Source organism: Pseudomonas sp. DW-iso17 (assembly GCF_058725345.1).
Genome location: NZ_JBZXEA010000008.1, coordinates 75,753 through 96,488, shown reverse-complemented (window position 1 = coordinate 96,488; position 20,736 = coordinate 75,753). Strand labels below are relative to the sequence as shown.

The 20,736-nt window shown below is 59.5% G+C and carries 25 protein-coding genes; 18 read left to right on the top strand and 7 right to left on the bottom strand.

Going from position 1 to position 20,736, the window contains the following annotated elements:
- The first annotated feature begins 668 nt into the window (after window positions 1–668).
- Genes AC4PS6_RS06880 through AC4PS6_RS06870 form a run of 3 tightly spaced genes read left to right on the top strand, consistent with a single transcriptional unit; the run spans window position 669 to window position 4,721 of the window.
- A complete protein-coding gene (locus AC4PS6_RS06880) occupies window positions 669–1,127 on the top strand; it encodes a (2Fe-2S)-binding protein (RefSeq protein WP_014718046.1) in 459 nt (152 codons plus the stop codon).
- Window positions 1,127–3,364 carry a xanthine dehydrogenase family protein molybdopterin-binding subunit gene (locus AC4PS6_RS06875; RefSeq protein ID WP_032903499.1) on the top strand — a complete coding sequence of 746 codons (2,238 nt, stop codon included), beginning with the start codon at window positions 1,127–1,129 and terminating at the stop codon, window positions 3,362–3,364. The genes AC4PS6_RS06880 and AC4PS6_RS06875 overlap by 1 nt, the downstream gene beginning before the upstream one ends.
- A gap of 16 nt (window positions 3,365–3,380) precedes the next feature.
- A complete protein-coding gene (locus AC4PS6_RS06870) occupies window positions 3,381–4,721 on the top strand; it encodes a c-type cytochrome (RefSeq protein ID WP_282399024.1) in 1,341 nt (446 codons plus the stop codon).
- A gap of 282 nt (window positions 4,722–5,003) precedes the next feature.
- Here AC4PS6_RS06870 and AC4PS6_RS06865 read toward each other — a convergent pair whose 3' ends face one another.
- On the bottom strand, window positions 5,004–5,153 hold the full coding sequence (locus AC4PS6_RS06865) for a hypothetical protein (RefSeq protein WP_003190489.1): 150 nt from the start codon (window positions 5,151–5,153) through the stop codon (window positions 5,004–5,006).
- A 135-nt stretch (window positions 5,154–5,288) separates the two neighbouring features.
- On the bottom strand, window positions 5,289–5,732 hold the full coding sequence (locus AC4PS6_RS06860; protein WP_492180760.1) for a DUF421 domain-containing protein: 444 nt from the start codon (window positions 5,730–5,732) through the stop codon (window positions 5,289–5,291).
- Between the two features lie 235 nt (window positions 5,733–5,967).
- On the opposite strand from AC4PS6_RS06860, the gene AC4PS6_RS06855 reads away from it, so the two are divergent.
- A complete protein-coding gene (locus tag AC4PS6_RS06855; protein ID WP_014718041.1) occupies window positions 5,968–6,186 on the top strand; it encodes a hypothetical protein in 219 nt (72 codons plus the stop codon).
- Between the two features lie 3 nt (window positions 6,187–6,189).
- On the opposite strand, the gene AC4PS6_RS06850 is transcribed toward AC4PS6_RS06855, so the two are convergent.
- Window positions 6,190–7,029 carry a DNA/RNA non-specific endonuclease gene (locus AC4PS6_RS06850; protein ID WP_020303225.1) on the bottom strand — a complete coding sequence of 280 codons (840 nt, stop codon included), beginning with the start codon at window positions 7,027–7,029 and terminating at the stop codon, window positions 6,190–6,192.
- A gap of 287 nt (window positions 7,030–7,316) precedes the next feature.
- On the opposite strand from AC4PS6_RS06850, the gene AC4PS6_RS06845 reads away from it, so the two are divergent.
- The 4 genes from AC4PS6_RS06845 to AC4PS6_RS06830 all read left to right on the top strand — a co-directional run bounded on the left by AC4PS6_RS06845 (window position 7,317) and on the right by AC4PS6_RS06830 (window position 8,580).
- Window positions 7,317–7,562, top strand: coding sequence for a type II toxin-antitoxin system ParD family antitoxin (locus AC4PS6_RS06845; RefSeq protein ID WP_020303224.1), 246 nt, complete (start codon window positions 7,317–7,319; stop codon window positions 7,560–7,562).
- On the top strand, window positions 7,555–7,845 hold the full coding sequence (locus tag AC4PS6_RS06840) for a type II toxin-antitoxin system RelE/ParE family toxin (RefSeq protein ID WP_020303223.1): 291 nt from the start codon (window positions 7,555–7,557) through the stop codon (window positions 7,843–7,845). Before AC4PS6_RS06845 ends, AC4PS6_RS06840 begins: the two co-directional genes overlap by 8 nt.
- 39 nt (window positions 7,846–7,884) lie before the next feature.
- The gene (locus AC4PS6_RS06835; protein ID WP_020303222.1) at window positions 7,885–8,340 is read left to right on the top strand and encodes a GNAT family N-acetyltransferase; all 456 of its coding nucleotides are present in this window, start codon (window positions 7,885–7,887) and stop codon (window positions 8,338–8,340) included.
- 90 nt (window positions 8,341–8,430) lie between these two features.
- Window positions 8,431–8,580, top strand: a complete 150-nt coding sequence (locus tag AC4PS6_RS06830; protein ID WP_019821496.1) for a hypothetical protein — start codon at window positions 8,431–8,433, stop codon at window positions 8,578–8,580.
- A 27-nt stretch (window positions 8,581–8,607) separates the two neighbouring features.
- Here AC4PS6_RS06830 and AC4PS6_RS06825 read toward each other — a convergent pair whose 3' ends face one another.
- A complete protein-coding gene (locus AC4PS6_RS06825; protein WP_032903497.1) occupies window positions 8,608–10,131 on the bottom strand; it encodes a sensor domain-containing diguanylate cyclase in 1,524 nt (507 codons plus the stop codon).
- 418 nt (window positions 10,132–10,549) lie between these two features.
- On the opposite strand from AC4PS6_RS06825, the gene AC4PS6_RS06820 reads away from it, so the two are divergent.
- From AC4PS6_RS06820 to AC4PS6_RS06800, 5 genes are all read left to right on the top strand, one after another.
- Window positions 10,550–10,726, top strand: coding sequence for a con-10 family general stress protein (locus AC4PS6_RS06820; protein WP_014718037.1), 177 nt, complete (start codon window positions 10,550–10,552; stop codon window positions 10,724–10,726).
- 328 nt (window positions 10,727–11,054) lie between these two features.
- Window positions 11,055–11,405 (top strand): con-10 family general stress protein, encoded by a 351-nt coding sequence (locus AC4PS6_RS06815; RefSeq protein ID WP_014718036.1) that lies wholly within the window; start codon window positions 11,055–11,057, stop codon window positions 11,403–11,405.
- Between the two features lie 53 nt (window positions 11,406–11,458).
- A complete protein-coding gene (locus AC4PS6_RS06810; RefSeq protein WP_014718035.1) occupies window positions 11,459–12,010 on the top strand; it encodes an ATP-dependent Clp protease proteolytic subunit in 552 nt (183 codons plus the stop codon).
- Window positions 12,011–12,039: 29 nt separating this feature from the next.
- Window positions 12,040–12,273 carry a DUF2934 domain-containing protein gene (locus AC4PS6_RS06805; protein WP_020303219.1) on the top strand — a complete coding sequence of 78 codons (234 nt, stop codon included), beginning with the start codon at window positions 12,040–12,042 and terminating at the stop codon, window positions 12,271–12,273.
- Window positions 12,274–12,484: 211 nt separating this feature from the next.
- Window positions 12,485–12,694, top strand: a complete 210-nt coding sequence (locus AC4PS6_RS06800; protein ID WP_032903495.1) for a hypothetical protein — start codon at window positions 12,485–12,487, stop codon at window positions 12,692–12,694.
- A gap of 55 nt (window positions 12,695–12,749) precedes the next feature.
- Here AC4PS6_RS06800 and AC4PS6_RS06795 read toward each other — a convergent pair whose 3' ends face one another.
- Both AC4PS6_RS06795 and AC4PS6_RS06790 read right to left on the bottom strand, forming a co-directional pair.
- The gene (locus AC4PS6_RS06795) at window positions 12,750–13,019 is read right to left on the bottom strand and encodes a DUF6555 family protein (protein WP_003190473.1); all 270 of its coding nucleotides are present in this window, start codon (window positions 13,017–13,019) and stop codon (window positions 12,750–12,752) included.
- Between the two features lie 474 nt (window positions 13,020–13,493).
- Window positions 13,494–13,808 carry a hypothetical protein gene (locus tag AC4PS6_RS06790; protein WP_034127106.1) on the bottom strand — a complete coding sequence of 105 codons (315 nt, stop codon included), beginning with the start codon at window positions 13,806–13,808 and terminating at the stop codon, window positions 13,494–13,496.
- Window positions 13,809–14,205: 397 nt separating this feature from the next.
- Here AC4PS6_RS06790 and cyoA point away from each other — a divergent pair, with 397 nt between their 5' ends.
- From cyoA to cyoE, 5 genes are read left to right on the top strand one after another with little or no spacing between them, the layout of a single operon-like run.
- Window positions 14,206–15,129 (top strand): ubiquinol oxidase subunit II, encoded by a 924-nt coding sequence (gene cyoA, locus AC4PS6_RS06785; RefSeq protein ID WP_419722483.1) that lies wholly within the window; start codon window positions 14,206–14,208, stop codon window positions 15,127–15,129.
- A 2-nt stretch (window positions 15,130–15,131) separates the two neighbouring features.
- Window positions 15,132–17,105: a cytochrome o ubiquinol oxidase subunit I gene (gene cyoB, locus AC4PS6_RS06780; RefSeq protein WP_492180759.1), complete on the top strand. Its 1,974-nt coding sequence runs from the start codon at window positions 15,132–15,134 to the stop codon at window positions 17,103–17,105.
- A gap of 3 nt (window positions 17,106–17,108) precedes the next feature.
- Window positions 17,109–17,723 (top strand): cytochrome o ubiquinol oxidase subunit III, encoded by a 615-nt coding sequence (locus AC4PS6_RS06775; RefSeq protein WP_038449753.1) that lies wholly within the window; start codon window positions 17,109–17,111, stop codon window positions 17,721–17,723.
- 1 nt (window position 17,724) lies between these two features.
- Window positions 17,725–18,063, top strand: a complete 339-nt coding sequence (cyoD, locus tag AC4PS6_RS06770; RefSeq protein WP_336827262.1) for a cytochrome o ubiquinol oxidase subunit IV — start codon at window positions 17,725–17,727, stop codon at window positions 18,061–18,063.
- On the top strand, window positions 18,060–18,917 hold the full coding sequence (cyoE, locus tag AC4PS6_RS06765; protein WP_020303214.1) for a heme o synthase: 858 nt from the start codon (window positions 18,060–18,062) through the stop codon (window positions 18,915–18,917). The genes cyoD and cyoE overlap by 4 nt, the downstream gene beginning before the upstream one ends.
- A 166-nt stretch (window positions 18,918–19,083) precedes the next feature.
- Here cyoE and AC4PS6_RS06760 read toward each other — a convergent pair whose 3' ends face one another.
- Window positions 19,084–20,661, bottom strand: coding sequence for a histidine kinase famiy protein (locus AC4PS6_RS06760; protein WP_177480923.1), 1,578 nt, complete (start codon window positions 20,659–20,661; stop codon window positions 19,084–19,086).
- Window positions 20,662–20,736 lie beyond the last annotated feature (75 nt).

The window sequence follows — 20,736 nt, the reverse complement described above, 5'->3', positions numbered from 1 at the left end:
TCAGGCGCCCCGTTAAACCACGCTGGCCGAACGCAGGCTTGAATTCGTGGGTAACCCGGCAGGACGCCGGGTTAGCCGCCCCGCGCCATGGATGGCGCGTGGCGGCGGCCCACGAATTCAAGCCTGCGTTCGGGCACACCGAGCCCAAGCGAGGTGCCGAGTGGTGGGGCAAGAGCCCTTTGGTTACTTTGGGGCTCTTTTCCAAAGTGACCCGCCGTCAGGGCGGAACCCTAAGTGGCCGTTACCGCAGCAATGGATATGTACCCAATCCAACTGTGTTGCCTGCCAGGCCGCCTTCGCGCGCAAGCCCGCTCCCACAGTAGGATCGCGGGGTGTCAGGTAGAGAAGCATCGCCTGTCAGGCCGTCATCGCAGGCAAGCCAGCTCCCACAGAAGATCACGGCACATCAGCCAAAATCTCGGATCAGCCACTGCTTCTATCGCTCAATCCTCGCGAATACTTGCCTGATCCTCCGACTTATCGCCTGCCGGGATAGATACCCCTTGCGCCGTGGTCTAGAGTCCAACCATGCGCGCGTGGCCAAGATGAAACAGGTTCTCAACCCCGCCGCCATAACCCGTCGCCCATGAGCGACACCAGGGTATGCCACCGAGCACGTCCCTGATAAGAAAAAGCACCACCAACCGATGATCAGCAGGTGAGCCCGCATGGAATTACGTATCAACCAAAAGGCCTATCAGGTCGATGCCGAAGCCGACACCCCGTTGTTGTGGGTGATCCGCGATAACCTGGGCATGACCGGCACCAAATACGGCTGCGGCCTGGCCCAGTGCGGCGCCTGTTCGGTGCTGGTGGACGGCAATGTGGTGCGCGCCTGCGTGACGCCCGTGGCCGGCGTGGTCGGTCGCGAGATCACCACCATCGAGGCCGTCGAGGCCGATGACGTGGGCAAGCGTGTGGTGGCGGCCTGGGTCGAACATCAAGTAGCGCAATGCGGTTACTGCCAGTCCGGGCAGGTGATGGCGGCCACGGCGCTGCTCAAGCACACCCCCGCGCCGACCAAGGCGCAGATCGACGCGGCGATGGTCAACCTCTGCCGTTGCGGCACCTACAACGCCATCCATGCCGCCATGGATGCCTTGGCCGCCGGGAAGGAGACCGCCTGATGAACACCAACGAGATCATTCCCGGCGTGACCCTGGGCGAACCGATCAACCTGTCCCGTCGCCGCTTCCTGGCCAGCACCGCGGTGGGCGCGTTGGTGATCGGTTTCGGCTTGCCACTGGGCACCTCCCGCGTGCAAGCCGCGACCGGCGCCGCCGCTGAACGCGGCACTCAAGTACCCGCCTTCCTGGAAATTCGCCCCGACGGCAGCGTGCGCCTGCTCAGCCCCTTCATGGAAGGCGGCCAAGGCACTCACACCGCCATGGCGCAGATCGTCGGTGAAGAATTGGATGCCGACCCGGCCACGTTCATTGTCGAAGCGGCCCCGCCCGGCGAAGCCTATGTGGTGATGGAAAATGGCCTGCGCATCACCGGCGGCAGTATGTCGGTGCGCATGAGCTACCCGACCATGCGCCGCCTCGGCGCCCTCGCCCGCGCGATGCTGATGCAAGCCGGCGCCGAGCAACTGCGCGTACCGCTCAGCGAGCTGACCACCCAGCCCGGTCGCGTGGTGCACGCCGCTTCCGGCCGCTCCCTGGGCTACGGCGAACTGGCAGGTGCCGCCCTGGATATGCCGGTGCCCGACCCGGCCAGCATCACCCTGCGCGACCCGAGCCAGTTCCGCTGGATCGGCAAGCCGGTCAAGCGCCTGGATGCCTATGACAAATCCACCGGCAAGGCGCAGTACACCATCGACCTGAAAATCGACGGCATGCTCCACGCTGCCGTCCAGCATGCGCCACGCCTGGGCATGACCGTGGGCAGCCTGCGCAACCAGGCGCAGGTGCAAGCCATGAAAGGCGTGCATTCGGTTCACACCCTGCCCGGCGCCGTGGCCGTGGTAGCCGAGCGTTGGTGGCATGCCAAGCGGGCCGTCGAAGCCATCCAGGTCGAATGGCTTGAAGCCGCCGCCGACTCCACCGTGCGGGCGATGCCGGCGGATTTTTCCAGCGACAAGTACCGCGACTTCCTCGCCGCCCAGCAAGGCCCGGCCCGCGATGACGAAAACGAAGGCGATGTGGCCGGCGCACTGGCCAGCGCCAAAACCCGCGTCGAAGCCACCTACCACAACCAGTACCTCAACCATGCCCAGCTGGAACCGCCTTCAGCCCTGGCACGCTTTAACCCCGACGGCACGCTGGAGGTGTGGCTGCCTAACCAGGCGCCGGATATGTTCCGTGCCGACATCGCCAAGCGCACCGGCCTGAGCACTGAGCAAATCACCCTGCACTCACCGCTGCTGGGCGGCTTTTTCGGCCGGCATTTCCTGTATGACTCGGCAAACCCTTACCCGCAAGCCATTGCGTTGGCCAAGGCGGTGGGCCGGCCGATCAAGCTGATCTGGAGCCGTGAAGAAGAATTCGTGCGCGATGTATTGCGCCCCGTCGCCGTGGTCAAGTTCCGCGCCGCACTGGATGACAAAGGCCTGCCGGTGGCCATCGAAGCGGTCAGCGCCACCGAAGGCCCCACCGAAGCCATCGCCGGCAAACAGGGCGACGCCATCGACCCTACTGCCCTGGAAGGCTTGTCGGGCAAGAGCTATGCGATCCCCAACAAACGCATTGCGCAGATCTACGTCAAAGGTCCGGCTATGCTCGGTTACTGGCGCTCGGTGGGTAACTCGCTCAATGACTTTTTCTACGAAGCCTTCCTGGACGAACTGGCCGACAAAGGCGGCCATGATCCCTATGAACTGCGCCTGCACCTGCTGCGCGACAACCCGCGCCTGACCACCCTGCTGCAAGCGGCCGCCGAGCTGTCTGGCGGTTGGAAGCGTGGGCCCTACACCGCCGAAGACGGCACCCGCCGTGCACGCGGCGTAGCCATGGCCTCGCCGTTTGGCTCCCATGCAGCGGTGGTGGCCGAGGTGTCGATCGAGAACGGCCAGGTCAAGGTTCATCACATCTGGGAAGCGATTGACCCGGGCAGCATCGTCAACCCGGCGATTGTAGAGGCGCAGGTCAACGGTGCCGTGGCCTTGGGCCTGTCGCAAACCTTGTTGGAGGAAGCGGTGTACGTGGATGGCAAGCCACGGGCGCGCAACTACGACCTTTATCCGGTGCTGCCGCCTTCGCGTATGGCGCAGGTACACGTGAAGATCGTGGAGAGCGGAGAAAAAATGGGCGGTATCGGCGAACCGCCGTTGCCGGCTGTGGCCCCCGCCGTGGCGAATGCCGTGGCGCAGCTGACCGGCCAACGCATCCGCAGTCTGCCTTTGAGCCGTTACACCTTCAGCTAACCGACAGGGAATGCCCATGAATAACCGCCGATTCGCAAGAACCGCAGGGTGGCTGGTGCTGCCCTGCGTGGTCGCCGCCGGCCTGCTGGCCTGGTATGTCACCCGCGAGCCTGCCTCGCCTTTTGAACAGCAACAGGCCACGAGTTTCGACCCCGCCTTGGTCAGCCGCGGCGAATACGTCGCCCGCGTAAGTGACTGCGTGGCCTGCCACAGCCTGCCAGGCAAGACGCCCTTCGCCGGGGGCCTGGAAATGGCCACGCCGCTGGGGGCGATCCACGCCACGAACGTCACCCCCGACCGCGAGCATGGCATCGGTGCCTATAGCCTGGCCGACTTCGACCGCGCCGTACGCCACGGCGTAGCACCGGGCGGGCGACGGCTCTACCCGGCCATGCCCTACCCGTCTTATGTGAAGCTCAGCGACGATGACATCCAGGCGCTGTACGCATTTTTCATGAAAGGCGTGCAACCGGCCAACCAGCCTAATATCCCCAGCGACATTCCCTGGCCGCTCAACCTGCGTTGGCCCATCGCCCTGTGGAACGGTGTGTTTGCACCGACCGCGACCTATGCCGCCAAGCCCGGCCAGGACGCACTGTGGAACCGGGGCGCCTATATCGTCCAAGGTCCCGGCCACTGCGGCAGTTGCCACACGCCTCGGGGGCTGGCGTTCAACGAAAAGGCCCTGGACGAATCCGGCGCGCCGTTCCTGGCCGGTGCTCTGCTCGACGGCTGGTACGCCCCCAGCTTGCGCCAGGACCACAACACCGGCCTGGGGCGCTGGAGTGAGGAACAGATCGTGCAGTTCCTCAAGACCGGTCGCAACCAGCATGCCGTGGTCTATGGCTCGATGACCGAAGCCTTCAACAACTCCACGCAGTTCATGCAGGACGATGACCTGGCCGCGATCGCTCGCTACCTCAAGTCACTGCCCGGCGACCCGCAGCGTGACGGCAGCCCTTGGCAGTATCAAGTGGCAACAGCGCGCCAGGATGCTCCTGGCGCCCATACTTACGCGACCCGCTGCGCCTCCTGCCATGGGCTCGACGGCAAAGGCCAGCCCGACTGGATGCCGCCCCTGGCCGGCGCCACCTCGGCCCTGGCCACGGAAAACGCCTCCGCGATCAACATCACCCTCAACGGCTCACAACGCGTGGTCACCGCCGGCCTGCCGGATGCCTACCGCATGCCAGCGTTCCGGGAACAATTGTCCGACTCGGAAATCGCCGATGTGCTGAGCTACGTGCGCGGCACCTGGGGCAACCATGGCGGCGCGGTCGATGCAAAGGCCGTGGGCAAGTTGCGTGGGCATACCGACCCGGCGAGCAGTAGCCCTATCATCCTGCATATGCGCTGATCGGTCGCGATCAACTGTGGGAGCTGGCTTGCCTGCGATGCAAACACCTCGGTTCCTCAGGTAAACCGAGTCGATGCATCCGCAGGCAAGCCAGCTCCCACACTGGCCATGCATTGCCCACAAAATCAGCGCCTGGCACAGGTCCCCTGTGGGAGCGGGCTTGCCCGCGAAGGCGGACTGTCAGTCACTGCATCGTTAACTGAACCACCGCTATCGCAGGCAAGCCAGCTCCCACATTCGGCAATGAGCATCAATGATATAAGCGGCGGCTGGCAGGCCGCTCTATTTGCTCTCGTCCGCCTTGCCTTCCTGCATCTGCACCGACGACTGGGTGCCACTGTTGTTGTCTTTAGTGGCGTTGTCGGCGTTGTCAAAACAGCCGTGCAGCATGAATGCGCTGCACAGACCCAGGCACATATAGAGCTTCTTCATGAGGGTTCACCTGCTGGCGAGTGAGTGATATCCGCGTGACGACAGCAACATTCGTCCGCCCATAATCTATCTGTCTGGAACAGGCGCGCTAGCGTTCAAAAAATAGCCCCTTGGCTGACGAATGGGCGCCGCGTGTTATTCAAACGGGATCACCGAAATCTTGCCGTTGCGCTTAAGAATCGCGAAGCGGATCTGCTTGAGTTCGACAAGCCCTTGGGTAGACCGGGCCGCCTCAAGAATGTCGCCCTCGTCCAGGCGCGCATGCTTGAGCCTTTTATGCAGCACCTGGCCTTGCTCGACCAGCACCGTCGGCCCGCCATCGAGCACCCGTGCGAACCAGGCTGAACGCTGCTTGGCCAGCGAGAAGCCAATGTCGATGGCAATGAGGGTGGCGATGACCAGCACGGCGTTGGTCATCGAGAAATCTTCGCCCAGCAACGCCTGTTGGGTGGCTTCGCCGATGACCATCAACAACACCAGGTCAAAGGTGGTGAGCTCCGCCAGCGTGCGCCTGCCGGCAACTTTGAACAGCACCAGCAGCACCAGGTAAATCGCCACAGCCCGCAGTACAGAGTCCATGGTTGCCCCCTCGGATCATTGAATGGGAAACGACCGATTCATACGGATTAGGTGACCACCGCGCCGCGGTGGTTCATTCTTTCGACACGTCTCGACCACCATCTAAAAAGATGATGGTTTCAGCGCAACTGAATCGTTGAAATGATCGAAATTTCGGCAGTAACGCAGTTGATACCGGGGCGTTGGCAGCGGGTCACAGCTCTATATCGATCACGCTGAAGAAGGAACCCCTGTCATGAACGACTCACAACGCGCCTGGGAACTGGCTATGGTGCTGATTGCCAATGGCCGGATCCCCTTCGACCCCGCCAACCCGAGTGGGTCGGTGAAAATCCTTTCCAAGCATCTGCAAGCGCTCGAAGAAGCACTGCGTGAACAGGCCACACACGTCGCCACGCATGAGCGCCTGGGCAAGAACAACAGCCGCAGGCCCTCGTTGGTGTGTGCCGACTAGGCGTCAGGCTTTGGTTCGGTTACAGCCGATCCGACTCGGCAACTGGCCCTGCCTGGCCTTCAGCGTGGCTTGCAGCGCTTGCGGCAAGGTGCTCCAGAACGTCAGCCCGGAGCGCTCTTCGATGTGATCCACGGTGACCTGGTAATCACAGAAGTCTGCGCCCTTGGGGGTTTCCTGGTTCATCACGAATGAGGCGTACAGGCCCGTTTCCGGCGAACTGCCGACCACGATGATTTTCCAATAGCCACTGGGGATGGTGTGCACTTTGTTCGTGCCCGGCAACGAGCCGACAAAATGTTCATACAACGGGCCGGTAGCCACATACACCTGATCGACGCCTGGTTCCTTGCTGAGGTTGCGCTCCTGGTCTTCCAGGCGCGCCCAGGGCCCCTGGTTGAGCTCGGCCTTTTGCGGGGTGATGTTCGACAAGTAGTTGAGCGTTTGCCAATCGGCCACCCCGGCCATCGAAGCCAGGTTGGCCTGATGCCCACGGTCGATTTTGAGCGCGACGTTGGCGCCGTTGTAATCCACCGGGTCCAGGGTTTCCCCGGCTGGAATATCCGGGTCGGTGCGCCAGTCACGGGCGCGCCCGCTGGCCGCCGTGGCCTTGGTGATCTTGTAGGACACCCAATTGGCAAACTTGGTCGAACCGTTGTTGTTCAACGTGTAGGCCTGGCGGTTCAACGTCACTGGGCTTCCGCCGGTGGGGCAGCCAACCGCGCAGTTATCGAACGGCAAGGCTGGCGCAGGGAGGACGGCGGATTGGCGTGTGGGCGTGGTACAGGCGGCCATCAACGGGATCAACGAAAACGCCAGGTACTTGAACGATGTGCTTCCTTGCATGGTGTTACTCCTTGGGATGAATTTCTTGAAAGATCAAAATGGCCTCGGCTGATGCGCTTCCTGCGCAAGCCGAGATGACCATTGAATCACATAAACATTTCTAAACAACGCTGATCAAGCGCGGGGACTGTCCCCTATAGCCCGTTCAGCGTTGCGTCCTACTGAACGCGCCGTACCTCCTTCCTGAAGCTTTGGCAGTCATCATTTCGACCATTCATCTGCGCCGCACAATACCGCACCAATAGTATGATAATTTCCTCGCAACGCTTATCTTCCAAGGAGCAGTAATGACTACTGTACGAAAAACCATCACCGTGACTGATCAACAAGACGGGTGGATAAAGGCACAAATTGAAGCGGGTCATTACACCAATGACAGCGAGTACATCCGCGATTTGATTCGTCGCGAACAGGAGCGCAGTGCACAAGTAGAGGCCATTCGTGCGGCTCTGCTTGAGGGTGAAGCCAGTGGTAAACCTCGCCCATTTGACCCTGAAGCGTTCAAACAGAGGATGCTCAATGCCCATGGCTGAATACCGTCTTAGCCCCGCGGCCGAACGCGACCTGGAAGGAATCTGGACTTATACCGCGCAACAGTGGGGTGCGAAGCAGGCAGATCAGTACATCGATATCCTGACCACGACGTTTTCAGACTTGGCAAAACACCCTAAAACAGCTCCGACTTGTGACCACATCCGTGATGGCTACCGCAGGCGCAGCATCGAACACCATATGATTTACTTGCGCATTACTACGTATGGAATTTCGATCGTTCGCATCCTGCATGACCGAATGGACGCCCCCCACAAGCTATGACAATCCAGACTGTCAAACCGGGGGTGGAGAAAAATTAAAATGCCTGACACAAAGCTGCCCCCCGCTGCCCCACACTGGCTGATCCGCCAAGCCACCCCCGACGATGTGCATGCCTTGGTCGCACTGGATGCCTACGCAACCGAGCATGCCAGCCGTCGTGTGTTTATCTATGACGCCGTGGTTCGCCAGCAATGCTTGGTAGCCGCCGACGCTAACGTGTGCGCCGGCTACCTAGTGCTCACCCACGACTTTTTCAACCATGGGTTTATTGCGCTGGTGGTGGTTTCACCGCTGTACCAGCGCCAAGGCGTCGCCCTTCGTCTGCTGTCAGCGGCCGAAGCAGCCTGCAAGACGCCCAAGCTGTTCGCATCGACCAATGCCTCCAACGGCGCGTCCCAGGCCCTGCTGACGAAAGCCGGCTTTATTCCCAGCGGGCAGATCGAGAATCTGGACGATAACGACCCTGAACGTGTGTACGTCAGGTTCATTCGCTGAGCTCCATAAGGTGCCTTCTGCGCGGGCGGGAACCTTTTCTCGAACGCACAATCTGTGGTTCACCCTTTTGAACCGATTGAGACCCTGCGCATGCTTGTGAAAAAAGCCGTCCTCTGCCTGGCACTGCTAAGTGCTGGCTTCATCGCAGGCTATGCGGCCAAACCCACCCCGCAGCTGCAAGTCACCGCTGGCCAACTGATGGAGTGCGGCGAACTCATGATCCCGACGCTTGGGATGTGAGCCGCGCATACCCAGGTAAAAGCCGTTTCAGCCGCCCGAAGTCACGTGCGCAGGATGCACGTTGAACCCATTGCGCCCAGCCGCCTTCGCACCGTAAAGCGCTGCATCGGCCGCCTCGACCAAACCCAACACCGGCTCCAGCCGTGAGCCCATGCCCGTCGCTACGCCGATACTCACGCTCACGCGCCCGAAGGGGCTGCCTGGGTGTGTGATGTTCTCCTGCTGTAGACGCGAAAGAATGCGTTGCGCGACCACCGCAGCGCCTGCACTGTCAGTCGCGGGCAGGATGACCGCCATTTCTTCTCCGCCATAGCGCGCCACCAGGTCCGACGGCCGCCGCACGCACGTTTCCAATAACGTGCTGACCGCCTGCAAGCACGCATCTCCCGCGACGTGACCAAAGGCATCGTTGAAGCGTTTGAAGTGGTCGATGTCGATCATCAGCAATGCCAGTGACGTACCTTCGCGCTGCGCCCGACGCGCTTCCACGGCCAGCGTTTCGTCAAAACAGCGGCGGTTGGCCAGGCCGGTCAGCGCGTCCTTCTTCGCCAAGAGTGCCAACTGCCGATTGGAGTCGAGCAACTGTTGCTGGGCGACACGCAACGCCTCTTCCGCCGCCGTACGCCTGCGGATATCCAGGATCAGAAACCAGCCGATCAGTCCCGTCAGCCCCAGCAGCCCCGCCACCACGACCGCTGACAGTGCCGCCTCGATGCGCCACGCCGCGAGGGCTTCGTGCTTGCCCAACGCGACCGTGGTGATCAGCGGCAGGGTTTCGCTTTTGCGAAAGGCATAGAGTCGCTCTACCCCGTCCAGGCTGGAGGTATAGGCCGCAGTGCCCACAGGCTGGTCGACGAGGTACTTGGAATAAATAGGCGAGGTGGAAAAGTTGCGGCCCATGTCCTGCTCGCGGAAGGGGTAACGCACCAGCAACGTGCCGTCGGCGTAGGACAGGCCGATGGCGCCCTCCTGGCCTACATCGAGCTTGCCGAATACCCGCAGAAAGTTTTCCACCCCCAGGGTCACAGCGACCACGCCAGCGAAGTTGCCGGCCGCGTCGTTGAAACGGCGGCTGATGGTCACCACCCATTCATGGTTGGCGCGGCTTTGAATCGGCGGGCCAATAAAAGGTTCAGCGCTCGGATCGTCGCGATGGTGGATGAAATAGGCCCGATCACTGCTATTGGCGCCCTCCGGAATCGCACGATTGGAAGACAGCAGCCACCGGCCCTGATGATCATAAATGGTGATGCCGCTGAGCTGCGGCATCAGCGGCTGCTGTCGGTTGATCAGCGTACTGATGCGCTGGATTTGCACCGGGCCACTGCCTTCGGTTTCCAGGCGCTCCACCAACCCCAGCAACAGCAACGAGCTTTGCCGCACGATGCCTTCGGTATAGGTGTTAAGGGCCTGGGTCAGGTTCAAGCCATGCACGTCCACTTCCGCCAGCGCACGGTCGCGGGAAGACAGGACTTTCCAAATCGTCAGCGAAGTCAGGGAACAGCCGATCACCAACAGCAACAGCATCACAAGACGGGTATCACGCTTCACGTCAGCACCTTAAGGAAGTCCGGTTTCCATCCAGCCATCATTCGAACGTCGGTACTCACAGGGGCAACCGGTTCCAGAGTGCCAGCATACAAGCAGTCTGTGCGAGCTGCAGCTACAGAGTGTGCGGCTGAGCGCCGGCCAGAGGAGCCAGCGCCTTTAATGACCACTATCAAAACAGGGTATTGAATGCTAAACCAACCGTTAAGGTCGCTATTAATTCAATATCAATCGACGCAGAAAAACTTATACGAAGCGGCACTTTCTGAGCCTACTTGTACAAGTTTCATCTGCCACTCTACCGTTCATCGCCCTTTTTAAAAAATTTCAAAACATCTGCGCACTTTCCCTTATCAGAAAAGATGTCCGTTGCATAAACGGGCAACTAGCGAAACGACATTTCAAAACTGGGAGTATTGTTATGACGACGAGCAATAAAAACCCTGGAAACTTTGCCAACGATCGCGAAAAAGCATCAGAGGCGGGAAAGAAAGGTGGACAGGCCTCTGGCGGCAATTTCGCCAACGACCGCGAGAAAGCCGCGGAAGCCGGGCGTAAAGGCGGCCAGAACAGTCATGGTGGGGGGCGTAAGTCCTGACCACACGGGCAGTACCGCTGTTCCGTTTGTTAACAAAGGGCATTGATCATGCGTGCGTCCATTGATAATCAGCGCGGCGAGCCAGCTCGCAGGCCGATTGTAGAAGTGCAAACCAAAGCAAGGACTGGCCTGCGTTCTAATACGTCTGCGTGTTACGAACATCAGCAACTTGTTGAACAAGCCGAAGCCACGATAAGTGCATCTAAAACGCCACCCTTGTGTGAAAGACACTTATAACTGTGCAGCTTGATGCACGCGACCAAGTGCACGTTTCCAGCACAATCGAAGTGAACGTTACATTACCGACATAACGACGAGGTAACTGAACATGACTACTCAAGACAAGCAAGGCCAAATGAGCGTCAGCGAAGCCGGGAAAAAAGGCGGCGAAGCCACTTCTGCGTCCCATGACAAAGAGTTCTACCAGGAGATCGGCAGCAAAGGTGGCCAAAACAGTGGCGGGAACTTCAAGAATGATCCCGAGCGCGCCGCTGAAGCCGGCAGCAAAGGCGGCCAGAACAGCGGGGGCAATTTCAAGAATGACCCCGAACGCGCCGCCGAGGCGGGCAGCAAAGGCGGCCAGAACAGTGGCGGCAATTTTGCCAACGACCGTGAAAAAGCTTCCGAAGCCGGGCGTAAAGGTGGCGAACACAGCCACGGCGGCGGACGCAAAAGCTGATGTGCTTGATGCAGGGGAGCCGTGCTCCCCTGCTTTCATTGATGAGGGACACCATGCCTTTACACATTATCAACTTCACCGCACCGGTCACCGCTTCTACGTGCAGCCAACTGATTGAAAAAGCCTCGTTGGCCGTACAACAAGATGCCCAGGGCCTGGTACTGAATATCGCCACCATGGGTGGTGAATGCAGCTACGGCTTTACGATGTACAACTTTTTATTGTCCCTGCCGATTCCGGTGCATACCCATAACCTCGGCACCGTGGAATCCATGGGCAATATCATCTTTCTGGCTGGTGAGCGCAGGACCGCCTGCAAGCACAGCAAATTCCTGTTCCACCCCTTCCACTGGCATGTGCAAGGCGCGGTTGACCATTCGCGCATGTCCGAATATGCGATGAGTCTCGATTACGACTTGCAGTTGTACGCACGCATCGTAGCCGAGCGCACCGCTGATGCCGTCGAAAAACTGGAGACTGAAAAGTACCTGATCGCCGCGCCCCGCATTCTTGATCCGCAACAAGCGCTGACCGCCGGCTTGATCCATGGGATCGAACTTCCCGTGGTCAAGGCGGACTTCGTGAGCAGCTTCATTCACTCCTAGCACCTTTTATTCAATAGGGGAGCCTCACAATGGACGAAGAAACGATCCGACTCACCGCGTACCGCATTTGGGAACAGCAAGGGAAGCCTGACGGTCAGGATTTCGTGCACTGGTTACAAGCCAGGGAGGAGCTGACAACCCCGCCGACTGACGGCCTGGCAGGCTCGATAGAAAGTAGCGTCACCCCGCCCAACCCGGACCGATCAAAGCGCCAGGCGACCGCCGCCGGGCAAAAAACCCGCAGCAGAAAACCCAACTGCTGAACCCACAGAGCAGAGAGTGAGGACGCGCCTGTCGATAAACCTGCCAGGGTTCTAAAACATCGACAGCCGTCCAAGCGCCATCCCCTCCCCGCCGCCTCTCGATACTGGCATTAAAACATCAACTAATCGCTCGTTTGAATTCTTCCTCTTTAGCAGTTGAAAACGCCCACTTCTTAATCGAGAGTGGCCGTTCATTCAGGGAGGAATCGATGTGACCCATCTACAAGCGAACCGAAGTTGCCTGCAATGTAAACAACCCTACGAATCGACGCTGGATGACCCCGACTTTCTAGTGTCGTCGGCCTCTGACATGCTCTGCCCGGCCTGCAAGCAACACTATGCAGCCGACCTGATGAAAGAGGCACTTCAACGCAGCGTGCAAAAGTTGTGCATGTTGCAGGAGCGACGCAAAAAACAGTAAACACGCGCCTCGCCCCTACCGCCACCCGCATGGACACCGTCCATTAAAAATACATTCATTCGGGTGGCGGCGGCACATAAGGCTTTGCAATAAACGGGATACTCCCAGACGGGCGCCATCTTACATTCTCAAGACCGTAGCGCTCGGCCAGCGGTTTACTGATGCGTTTGATCTTTTCATTACGCGACCTGGGAATAATGCCAATGCCTGCATCGCAACAGGCCCAATGCCACGCCTCTGCGTTATTCATCACCTCCGCTCTTATAATGAAAGACTTAGGCTCGTGGTGGTATTCGTATTCGATGACATATAAAGAATTTTTCATAACCTCTCCTTCTGATTTTTTTGTTATTTGCTCAGAACGAAGGTTCAGAAATTTTAATGTTTTAATGACGACGATCACGCACTTGCTGTTGCACTACCGTTCGTCGGCCTCGCATTAAAAAAATAAAACTGCTTATGCTTCTTTTGTTTCTTAATACTGAGTCTGTTCACTCCAGGCTCTTGGTAAAAACTCCTGTCTTGCCCGCACTCTGTGCGGGCTTTTTTATTTTGCCGCACGCTACACCCTATGGCGAGGGAGCTTGCTCCCGTGACGGCCGGGCAGCCGACGCTTGTCCAACCGACGCACCGAGGTCCAAGCTTGCCTGTCGGACCAAAATCCTCGTCGGCTGTCAGGCTGCCTTCGCGAGCAAGCCCGCTCCCACATTTGGATCGTTTGGGATCAGGAAGATAGGCGCCGGCTGTCAGGCCGTCATCGCAGGCAAGCCAGCTCCCACATTCAAGATCGCGGAGCCACTCAATCGTCGTCGTGCACGTGAGCGTCAGCACAGGGCAGTCGGCCGGACTCACCTCCGGCAATCCGTTCCGCCTGGTCAATACCGCGTTTGAGCGCGTCATTCACCGTCCATTCGGCACCCGGCAACTGCTTGATGCGTTCAACCACACATTGTCCCGTCGCGGTATAAACACAGAGCAGCACTTCAATATCAGCATCGTCCCGCTCTCGGGCCCTGACTTCGATATGGCAGCCGTTTTCGACTTCCCGGGTGAAGCATTTTTCTTCCAGTGCTTTTGAGACCCAGGCTTTATAGGTGTTGCCACGTATAAACATAGCGCTTCTCCAAAACCGTTAGTGGGGTTGGCCATCAACTAACGACTGAAATCCCTAACCAGAATTCAGACTTTCTGCAAGGCCACCCCCATCATGCACCGATAAAAACCCTTTACCGTTTCGCCTGTTAAACCGTTCGTCAGGCGAGGAAACAAATTGTTAAACCAACCCATCGGGCTCTATTCAAAATGTTCGGGAGCGCGGCGAAATGCGCCCTGCAGAGTGGCAGAAAAAGCCAATAAAACCGGGCAGTAGAAGCACTTTATCTACTGACGGCACCTTATTGCCGAGTGTTTAACACCTGACGGTTCCTGAGGTTAACAAGCGCTCCGCTTAGTTAACGCTTGAGCACTGATTCGGCACAGCAAAACGCAAGTTTCCAATACAGGAGCAAGGCATGAAACGAGCGATGGGTTATTGCCTGGTCACTATCACCAGCCTCTTCTTACTCACCAGTTGCAACTTGGTGGTATTCAACCCCAAGGGGCAAGTAGCAACCGATGAGCGCGACCTGATTATTCTCGCTACGGGCCTGATGCTGCTGGTGGTCGTTCCGGTGATTGTGATGATGTTTGTCTTCGCCTACCGCTACCGCGCCACCAATAAAAAAGCGCGTTACTCCCCCCGCTGGGCCAGTTCGCACAAAATCGAAGCGGTGGTATGGGGCGTTCCCCTGCTGATCATCATCGTCCTGGGGTGGGTGACGTGGGAGACCACCCACGCACTCGACCCCTATCGCCCGCTGGAGTCAGACACCCCGCCGATCAATGTGCAGGTGGTGGCCACCGACTGGAAATGGCTGTTTATCTACCCTGACCTGGGCATCGCCAGCGTCAACGAACTGGCCCTGCCGGTACACACGCCGGTAAGTTTCACCGTCACCTCCGACGCGGCCATGACCTCGTTCTTTATTCCCGCACTCGGCGGGCAGATCTACGCCATGGCCGGCATGCAGACCAAGTTGCACCTGATCGCCAACGAAACCGGTGAGTTCAGAGGGATTGCCGCCAACTACAACGGCCCCGGTTTTTCCGACATGCATTTCACCACGCTGTCCCTGAGCACTGCCGACTTTCAAACCTGGGTGACAAAGGTCAAGGGCGCGGCCACCTCTCTGGACCACAGCACTTACGCGCAATTGGCCAAGCCGACCCTCAAGCACCCGGTGACCTATTACTCGGCGGTACAGGAGCGCTTGTTCCTGGACATCGTCGACAAATACGAAGGCATGAACAAGGCCAATAAACCCCGGCGCTCGCCATTGAGCGACCCTGCACAACGCACCGATCAACACCCAAGTCTGCTGGCTGAGGAGCGGTAACCATGTTCGGAAAACTGTCGTGGGACGCGATCCCAACCACTGAACCCATTGTGATGTACACCCTGGCCATCGTCGGCCTGATTGGGGTGGCGCTGGTGGGCTCGATCACCTGGAAACGCAAGTGGGGCTATTTGTGGCGCGAATGGTTCACCTCGGTGGACCACAAGAAGATCGGTTGCATGTACATCATCGTCGCCCTGGTAATGCTGCTGCGTGGGTTTTCTGATGCGATCATGATGCGCACCCAACAAGCCATGGCCGCCAGCGGCGGGCCGGGTTACCTGCCGCCGGAACATTACGACCAGATCTTCACCGCCCACGGCGTGATCATGATCTTCTTCATGGCCATGCCCTTCGTCGTCGGCTTGATGAACATCGTCGTGCCGTTGCAAATCGGCGCTCGGGATGTGGCCTATCCGTTTCTCAACGCCCTGAGTTTCTGGCTGTTCGTGGTGGGTGCGGCGCTGGTGAACATTTCGCTGGGGGTCGGTGAGTTCGCGCGCACCGGCTGGGTCGCGTATCCGCCGTTATCCGAGCTGGGCTACAGCCCCGGCGTCGGCGTGGATTACTACATCTGGTCATTGCAGATATCCGGCATCGGCACGCTGCTCACGGGGGTGAATTTCTTCGTCACCATCCTGAAGATGCGCACCGAAGGCATGACGCTGTTCAAGATGCCGGTGTTCACCTGGAATGCGCTGTGCACGTCGGTGCTGATCCTGGCGGCATTCCCGATCCTCACCGCCACCCTGTTGATGCTGACCCTGGACCGTTACCTGGGCATGCATTTTTTCACCAACGAGGCCGGCGGCAACCCGATGATGTACGTGAACCTCATCTGGGCCTGGGGGCATCCGGAGGTGTACATCCTGATCCTGCCCGCGTTCGGGGTGTTTTCCGAGATTGCCGCCACCTTCAGCAGCAAGCGGCTGTTCGGCTACGTGTCGCTGGTATGGGCGACCATCGCGATCACCGTGTTGTCGTTCATCGTGTGGCTGCATCACTTTTTCACCATGGGCGCGGGGGGCAACGTCAACGCGTTCTTCGGCATCATGACGATGATCATCGCGGTGCCGACCGGGGTGAAAATCTTCACCTGGTTGTTCACCATGTACCGCGGCCGCGTGCGCTTCGAAACGCCCATGCTGTGGACCCTGGGCTTTATCGTGACCTTCAGCATCGGCGGCATGACCGGGGTGCTGCTGGCGGTGCCCGGGGCCGATTTCCTGCTGCACAACAGCCTGTTCCTGATCGCGCACTTTCACAACGTGATCATCGGCGGCGCGGTGTTCGGCTATATGGCCGGCCTGACGTATTGGTTCCCCAAAGCGTTCGGTTTCCGCTTGAACGACAAGCTGGGGCGCATCGCTTTCTGGTGCTGGCTGGTGGGCTTTTACTTCGCGTTCATGCCCTCCTACGTGCTGGGTTTCATGGGCATGACGCGCCGACTCAATCATTTCGACAACCCCGAATGGCGGCCCTGGCTGCTGCTGGAGTTGGTGGGGGTGGCAATCATCCTCTGCGGCGTGGCGGCGCAAGCCTTGCAATTGTTTGTCAGCATCCGCAACCGTCATCAATACCGCGACCTCACCGGCGACCCGTGGGACGGGCGCACCCTGGAATGGGCCACCGCGTCCCCGCCGCCGCTGTACAACTTCGCCGAGCAGCCCAAGGTCAATGACCTGGACGCGTACTGGGGCATGAAGGAGCGCGGCGTCAGCACCCTCAGCCACACCGACTATCGCAGCATCCGCATGCCGCGCAATACCGCGTCGGGCCTGGTGATCAGCCTGTTTGCGCTGGTCTGCAGCTTTGCGTTGGTGTGGCACATCTGGTGGATGGCGGCGTTCGGCCTGGTGGCCTCGGTGGTGGCGTTCGTGGTGCGCAGCTACGACGAAGACACCGATTACTTCGTGCCCGCGCAGGAAGTCGCGCGCATCGAAACGGCACGTCTCAAAGACCTGGCAGAGGCTTGACCCATGTCCAATATCGTTATGGAAAAAGACATCGCCCACACCCACGAACAAGGGCATGAAGACGCCGGTTCCCTGAGCCTGTTCGGGTTCTGGATCTACCTGATGACCGACTGCATCCTGTTCGCGACCTTGTTCGCCGGCTACGCCGTGTTGCGCGACAGCGTGGCGGGCGGGCCGTCGAGCATGGATATTTTCGAACTGCCCTATGTGCTCGCCGAAACCATGCTGCTGCTGTTGAGCAGTATCACCTACGGCTACGCCATGCTCGCCATGAACCACGGCAAGCAACGCGATGTGCTGCGCTGGCTGGGGCTCACGTTCGTGTTGGGCGCGGGCTTCATCGCCATGGAGATCAACGAATTCCACCACTTGATCGCAGAAGGCTACGGGCCGGACCGCAGCGGCTTCCTGACGGCCTTCTTCACCCTCGTCGGCACCCACGGCGCGCACGTGTTCACCGGGTTGATCTGGATGGCGGTGCTGATGGTCCAGGTCAAGCAACGCGGCCTGACCAGCACCAACGCCACCCGGCTCAGTTGCCTGAGCCTGTTCTGGCACTTTCTGGACGTGGTGTGGATCTGCGTCTTTACCGTGGTCTATCTGTTGGGGGTGGTGTGACATGTACAAGCAAAGCTCGCTTCACAGCAGTGCCGGTACCAGCCATGGCAGCAGTCGCTCCTATCTGGTCGGGTTCCTGATGTCAGTACTGCTCACCCTGATTCCGTTCGGCCTGGTGATGTTCCCGTCACTGCCGCGCACCTTCACCGCCTGGCTGGTGGTGGCGTTGGGCGCGATACAAATCGTGGTCCACCTCAAGTTCTTCCTGCATCTGGACACGGCCGAAGAACAACGCTGGAACCTGATTGCGCTGATTTTCTCGGCGGTCATCATTCTTCTGTTGGTGGGGCTTTCGCTATGGATCATGGACAGTATTCATCACAACATGCTGGCGCATTGAGACACTGGCGGGGGCTGTTCAATACCGCCATCGAGCTCACCAAGCCGGGCATTATTGTCGGTAACCTGGCCTCGGTGCTGGGCGGTTACCTGCTCGCCGCCAGCGGGCATGTGGCCTCGGTGACGCACGGGCTGGCCACCCTGCTCGGCACCGCCCTGGTGATCGGGTGCGGTTGTGTCATCAACAACTGCATTGACCGCGACATCGACCGGCGCATGGTGCGCACCTGTCATCGGCCATTGGCATTGCGCACCATCAGGGTGTCCACTGCCGCAGGCTATGGGACCGTCCTGGGCGCCTGCGGTTTTGGCTTGCTGTGGGGCGGCAGCAATGCGCTGGCGTGTGGGCTGGCAATGGTCGGGCTGGTGATCTATGCGGGGGTCTACACCTACTGGCTCAAGCGGCGTTCCCACTGGGCCACCTTGATCGGCAGCGTCTCCGGGGCGATGCCGCCGGTGATCGGCTATTGCGCGGTCACCGGGCGGTTTGACCTCACGGCCATGCTGCTGATCGCGGTGTTCTGTTGTTGGCAGATGCCGCATTCACACGCGATCACCGTGATGCGCCGCGAGGATTTCCGCGCCGCAGGCTTGCCGCTGTTGAGCCTGGCCCAAGCCCATCGGCAGATCCAGGCGTACATGCTGGCCTTTCTCGCCAGCGCCCTGATGCTGGGCGCGGTGGCGCAGATGGCGGCGCTGTATTTTGTGGTGATGCTCGGGCTTGGGGGGTATTGGCTCAACCTGGCGGCCAGCAGTACACGGCTGACTGATCCGACCGGCTGGGCGCGCAGGATATTCGGGTTTTCAATTGTGCTGGTGCTGGCCCTTAACCTGGCGTTGGCGGTGCTGAGGTAGCTCTGCGGGGCGGGCACCCGCGGAATGCAATGCTCAAAGCAACGAAGATCAACTGTGGGAGCTGGCTTGCCTGCGAAAGCGGTCGTGCTGTAACAGATGCAGTGACGGACACACCGCCTTCGCGGGCAAGCCAGCTCCCACATTTTGAGCGCATTGGCCTGCTCGATCAGGTATCGAGCACCGCCCGGATTTTGCGCGGCAAATCAGCAGGCTGATACGGCTTGGGAATCAACTCGAACTCATGCACCTCTATCTCCGCGCGGGCCAATGCGTCTTTCGCATAGCCGGTAGTCAGCAAGATCCTGATGTGCGGATACAAGCGCGACACCTCCCGCGCCAACGCCGCGCCATTCATCGCGCCGGGCATGATCAAGTCACTGAACACCAAGTCATACGTCGCCTGTTTGAGCATGCCCAATGCCTCGGCGGCATTGAGGGCAATGTCCGTGTGGTAACCGTAGTCAGACAGGATCACCTGCGCCAACTCGGCCACCTCGGGCCGGTCCTCTACAATCAGGATGCGTTCGTTACCTTGCGGTGAGATGGCTGTGGGTGTCTGCTCGACCCACAGCTGGCTGTCATCTGCAGGAAAGTACAATCGAATCGTCGTACCGATGCCCGGGTCTGAATGAATCCGCGCCGTGCCGCCCGATTGCTTGACGAAGCCATACACCATCGACAACCCCAGGCCTGAGCCCTGGCCTTCCTCCTTGGTGGTGAAGAACGGCTGCATGACTTTGTCCTGAATACCTGCGTCGATGCCGTTGCCGTTATCCGAGACCGAAATGCTCACGTAACAGCCCTCGGTCAACCCATCACGCTCGGCACCGACATCGCCCGGTACCTGGACGTTGCAGGTCTGGACGGTTACCGCTGGGTCCGCACGCCCGCGCAAAGCATCCTGGGCATTCGATAACAGGTGCTGCACTGCCAGCTCCGCCTGGACAGGGTCGATGCGGCAGTTCCACAGATCTTCGGCAAGTTCTACATGCAACTCGACGCCCTGCAGCGCACGTGCCATGAATTCGGGGCGGCTGAGCAAGCTGTTCAAGTTGATCACTCGACTGTCGAGCCGTTGCTTGCGCGAAAACGCCAGCAACTGCTGGGTCAGGGTCTGAGCTTTTTCCGCCGCTGCCCTGGCACGGCTGGCACTGTTGACGATGCGCTGCGGATCGCTACCGGGGCGCTTGGCGCTCTGCTGGATCAAGTCGAGATAACCCATCATCACTTGCAGCAGGTTATTGAAGTCATGGGCAATGCCACCGGTCAGTTGCCCCAGCGCTTCCAGGTCTTGTGCGCGACGCACGCGCTGTTCTGCGTCGTGGCGCCGGCTCACGTCCAACTGCGATGCGAAAAAATACACCAGTTGCCCACGTTCGTTGAACAACGGCGAAATGAACAGCTCGTTCCAGAAGGTCGAGCCATCCTTGCGGTAATTGAGCACCTCGACACAGGCCTCATGGTGCTGCTCAACCGCGCGCTGCACCTGGTGCAGCGCGTTTTTGTCGGTTTGAGGCCCCTGCAAGAACCTGCAATTACGTCCGATCACTTCGTCCAGTTCAAAGCCTGTCAGGGTCAGGAACGCCTGGTTGGCAAAGATGATCGGGTTATCAGGCCCCGCGGGGTCGGTCACGATCATTGCACTGTGGCTGGCTTGCATGGCCGCAAAGAACAGGTCTTTGCGGCTGGTAGACAGCATTGCCAATTCCATACCGTCGACCACAGGCTTCTTCTTTGTCGCCAAGGTTCACCTCCAGATACGTGGTACGTGTTCCATGGACCGTGAAAACGCTGCGCAGTGCCATCTTGTGCCGAGCGG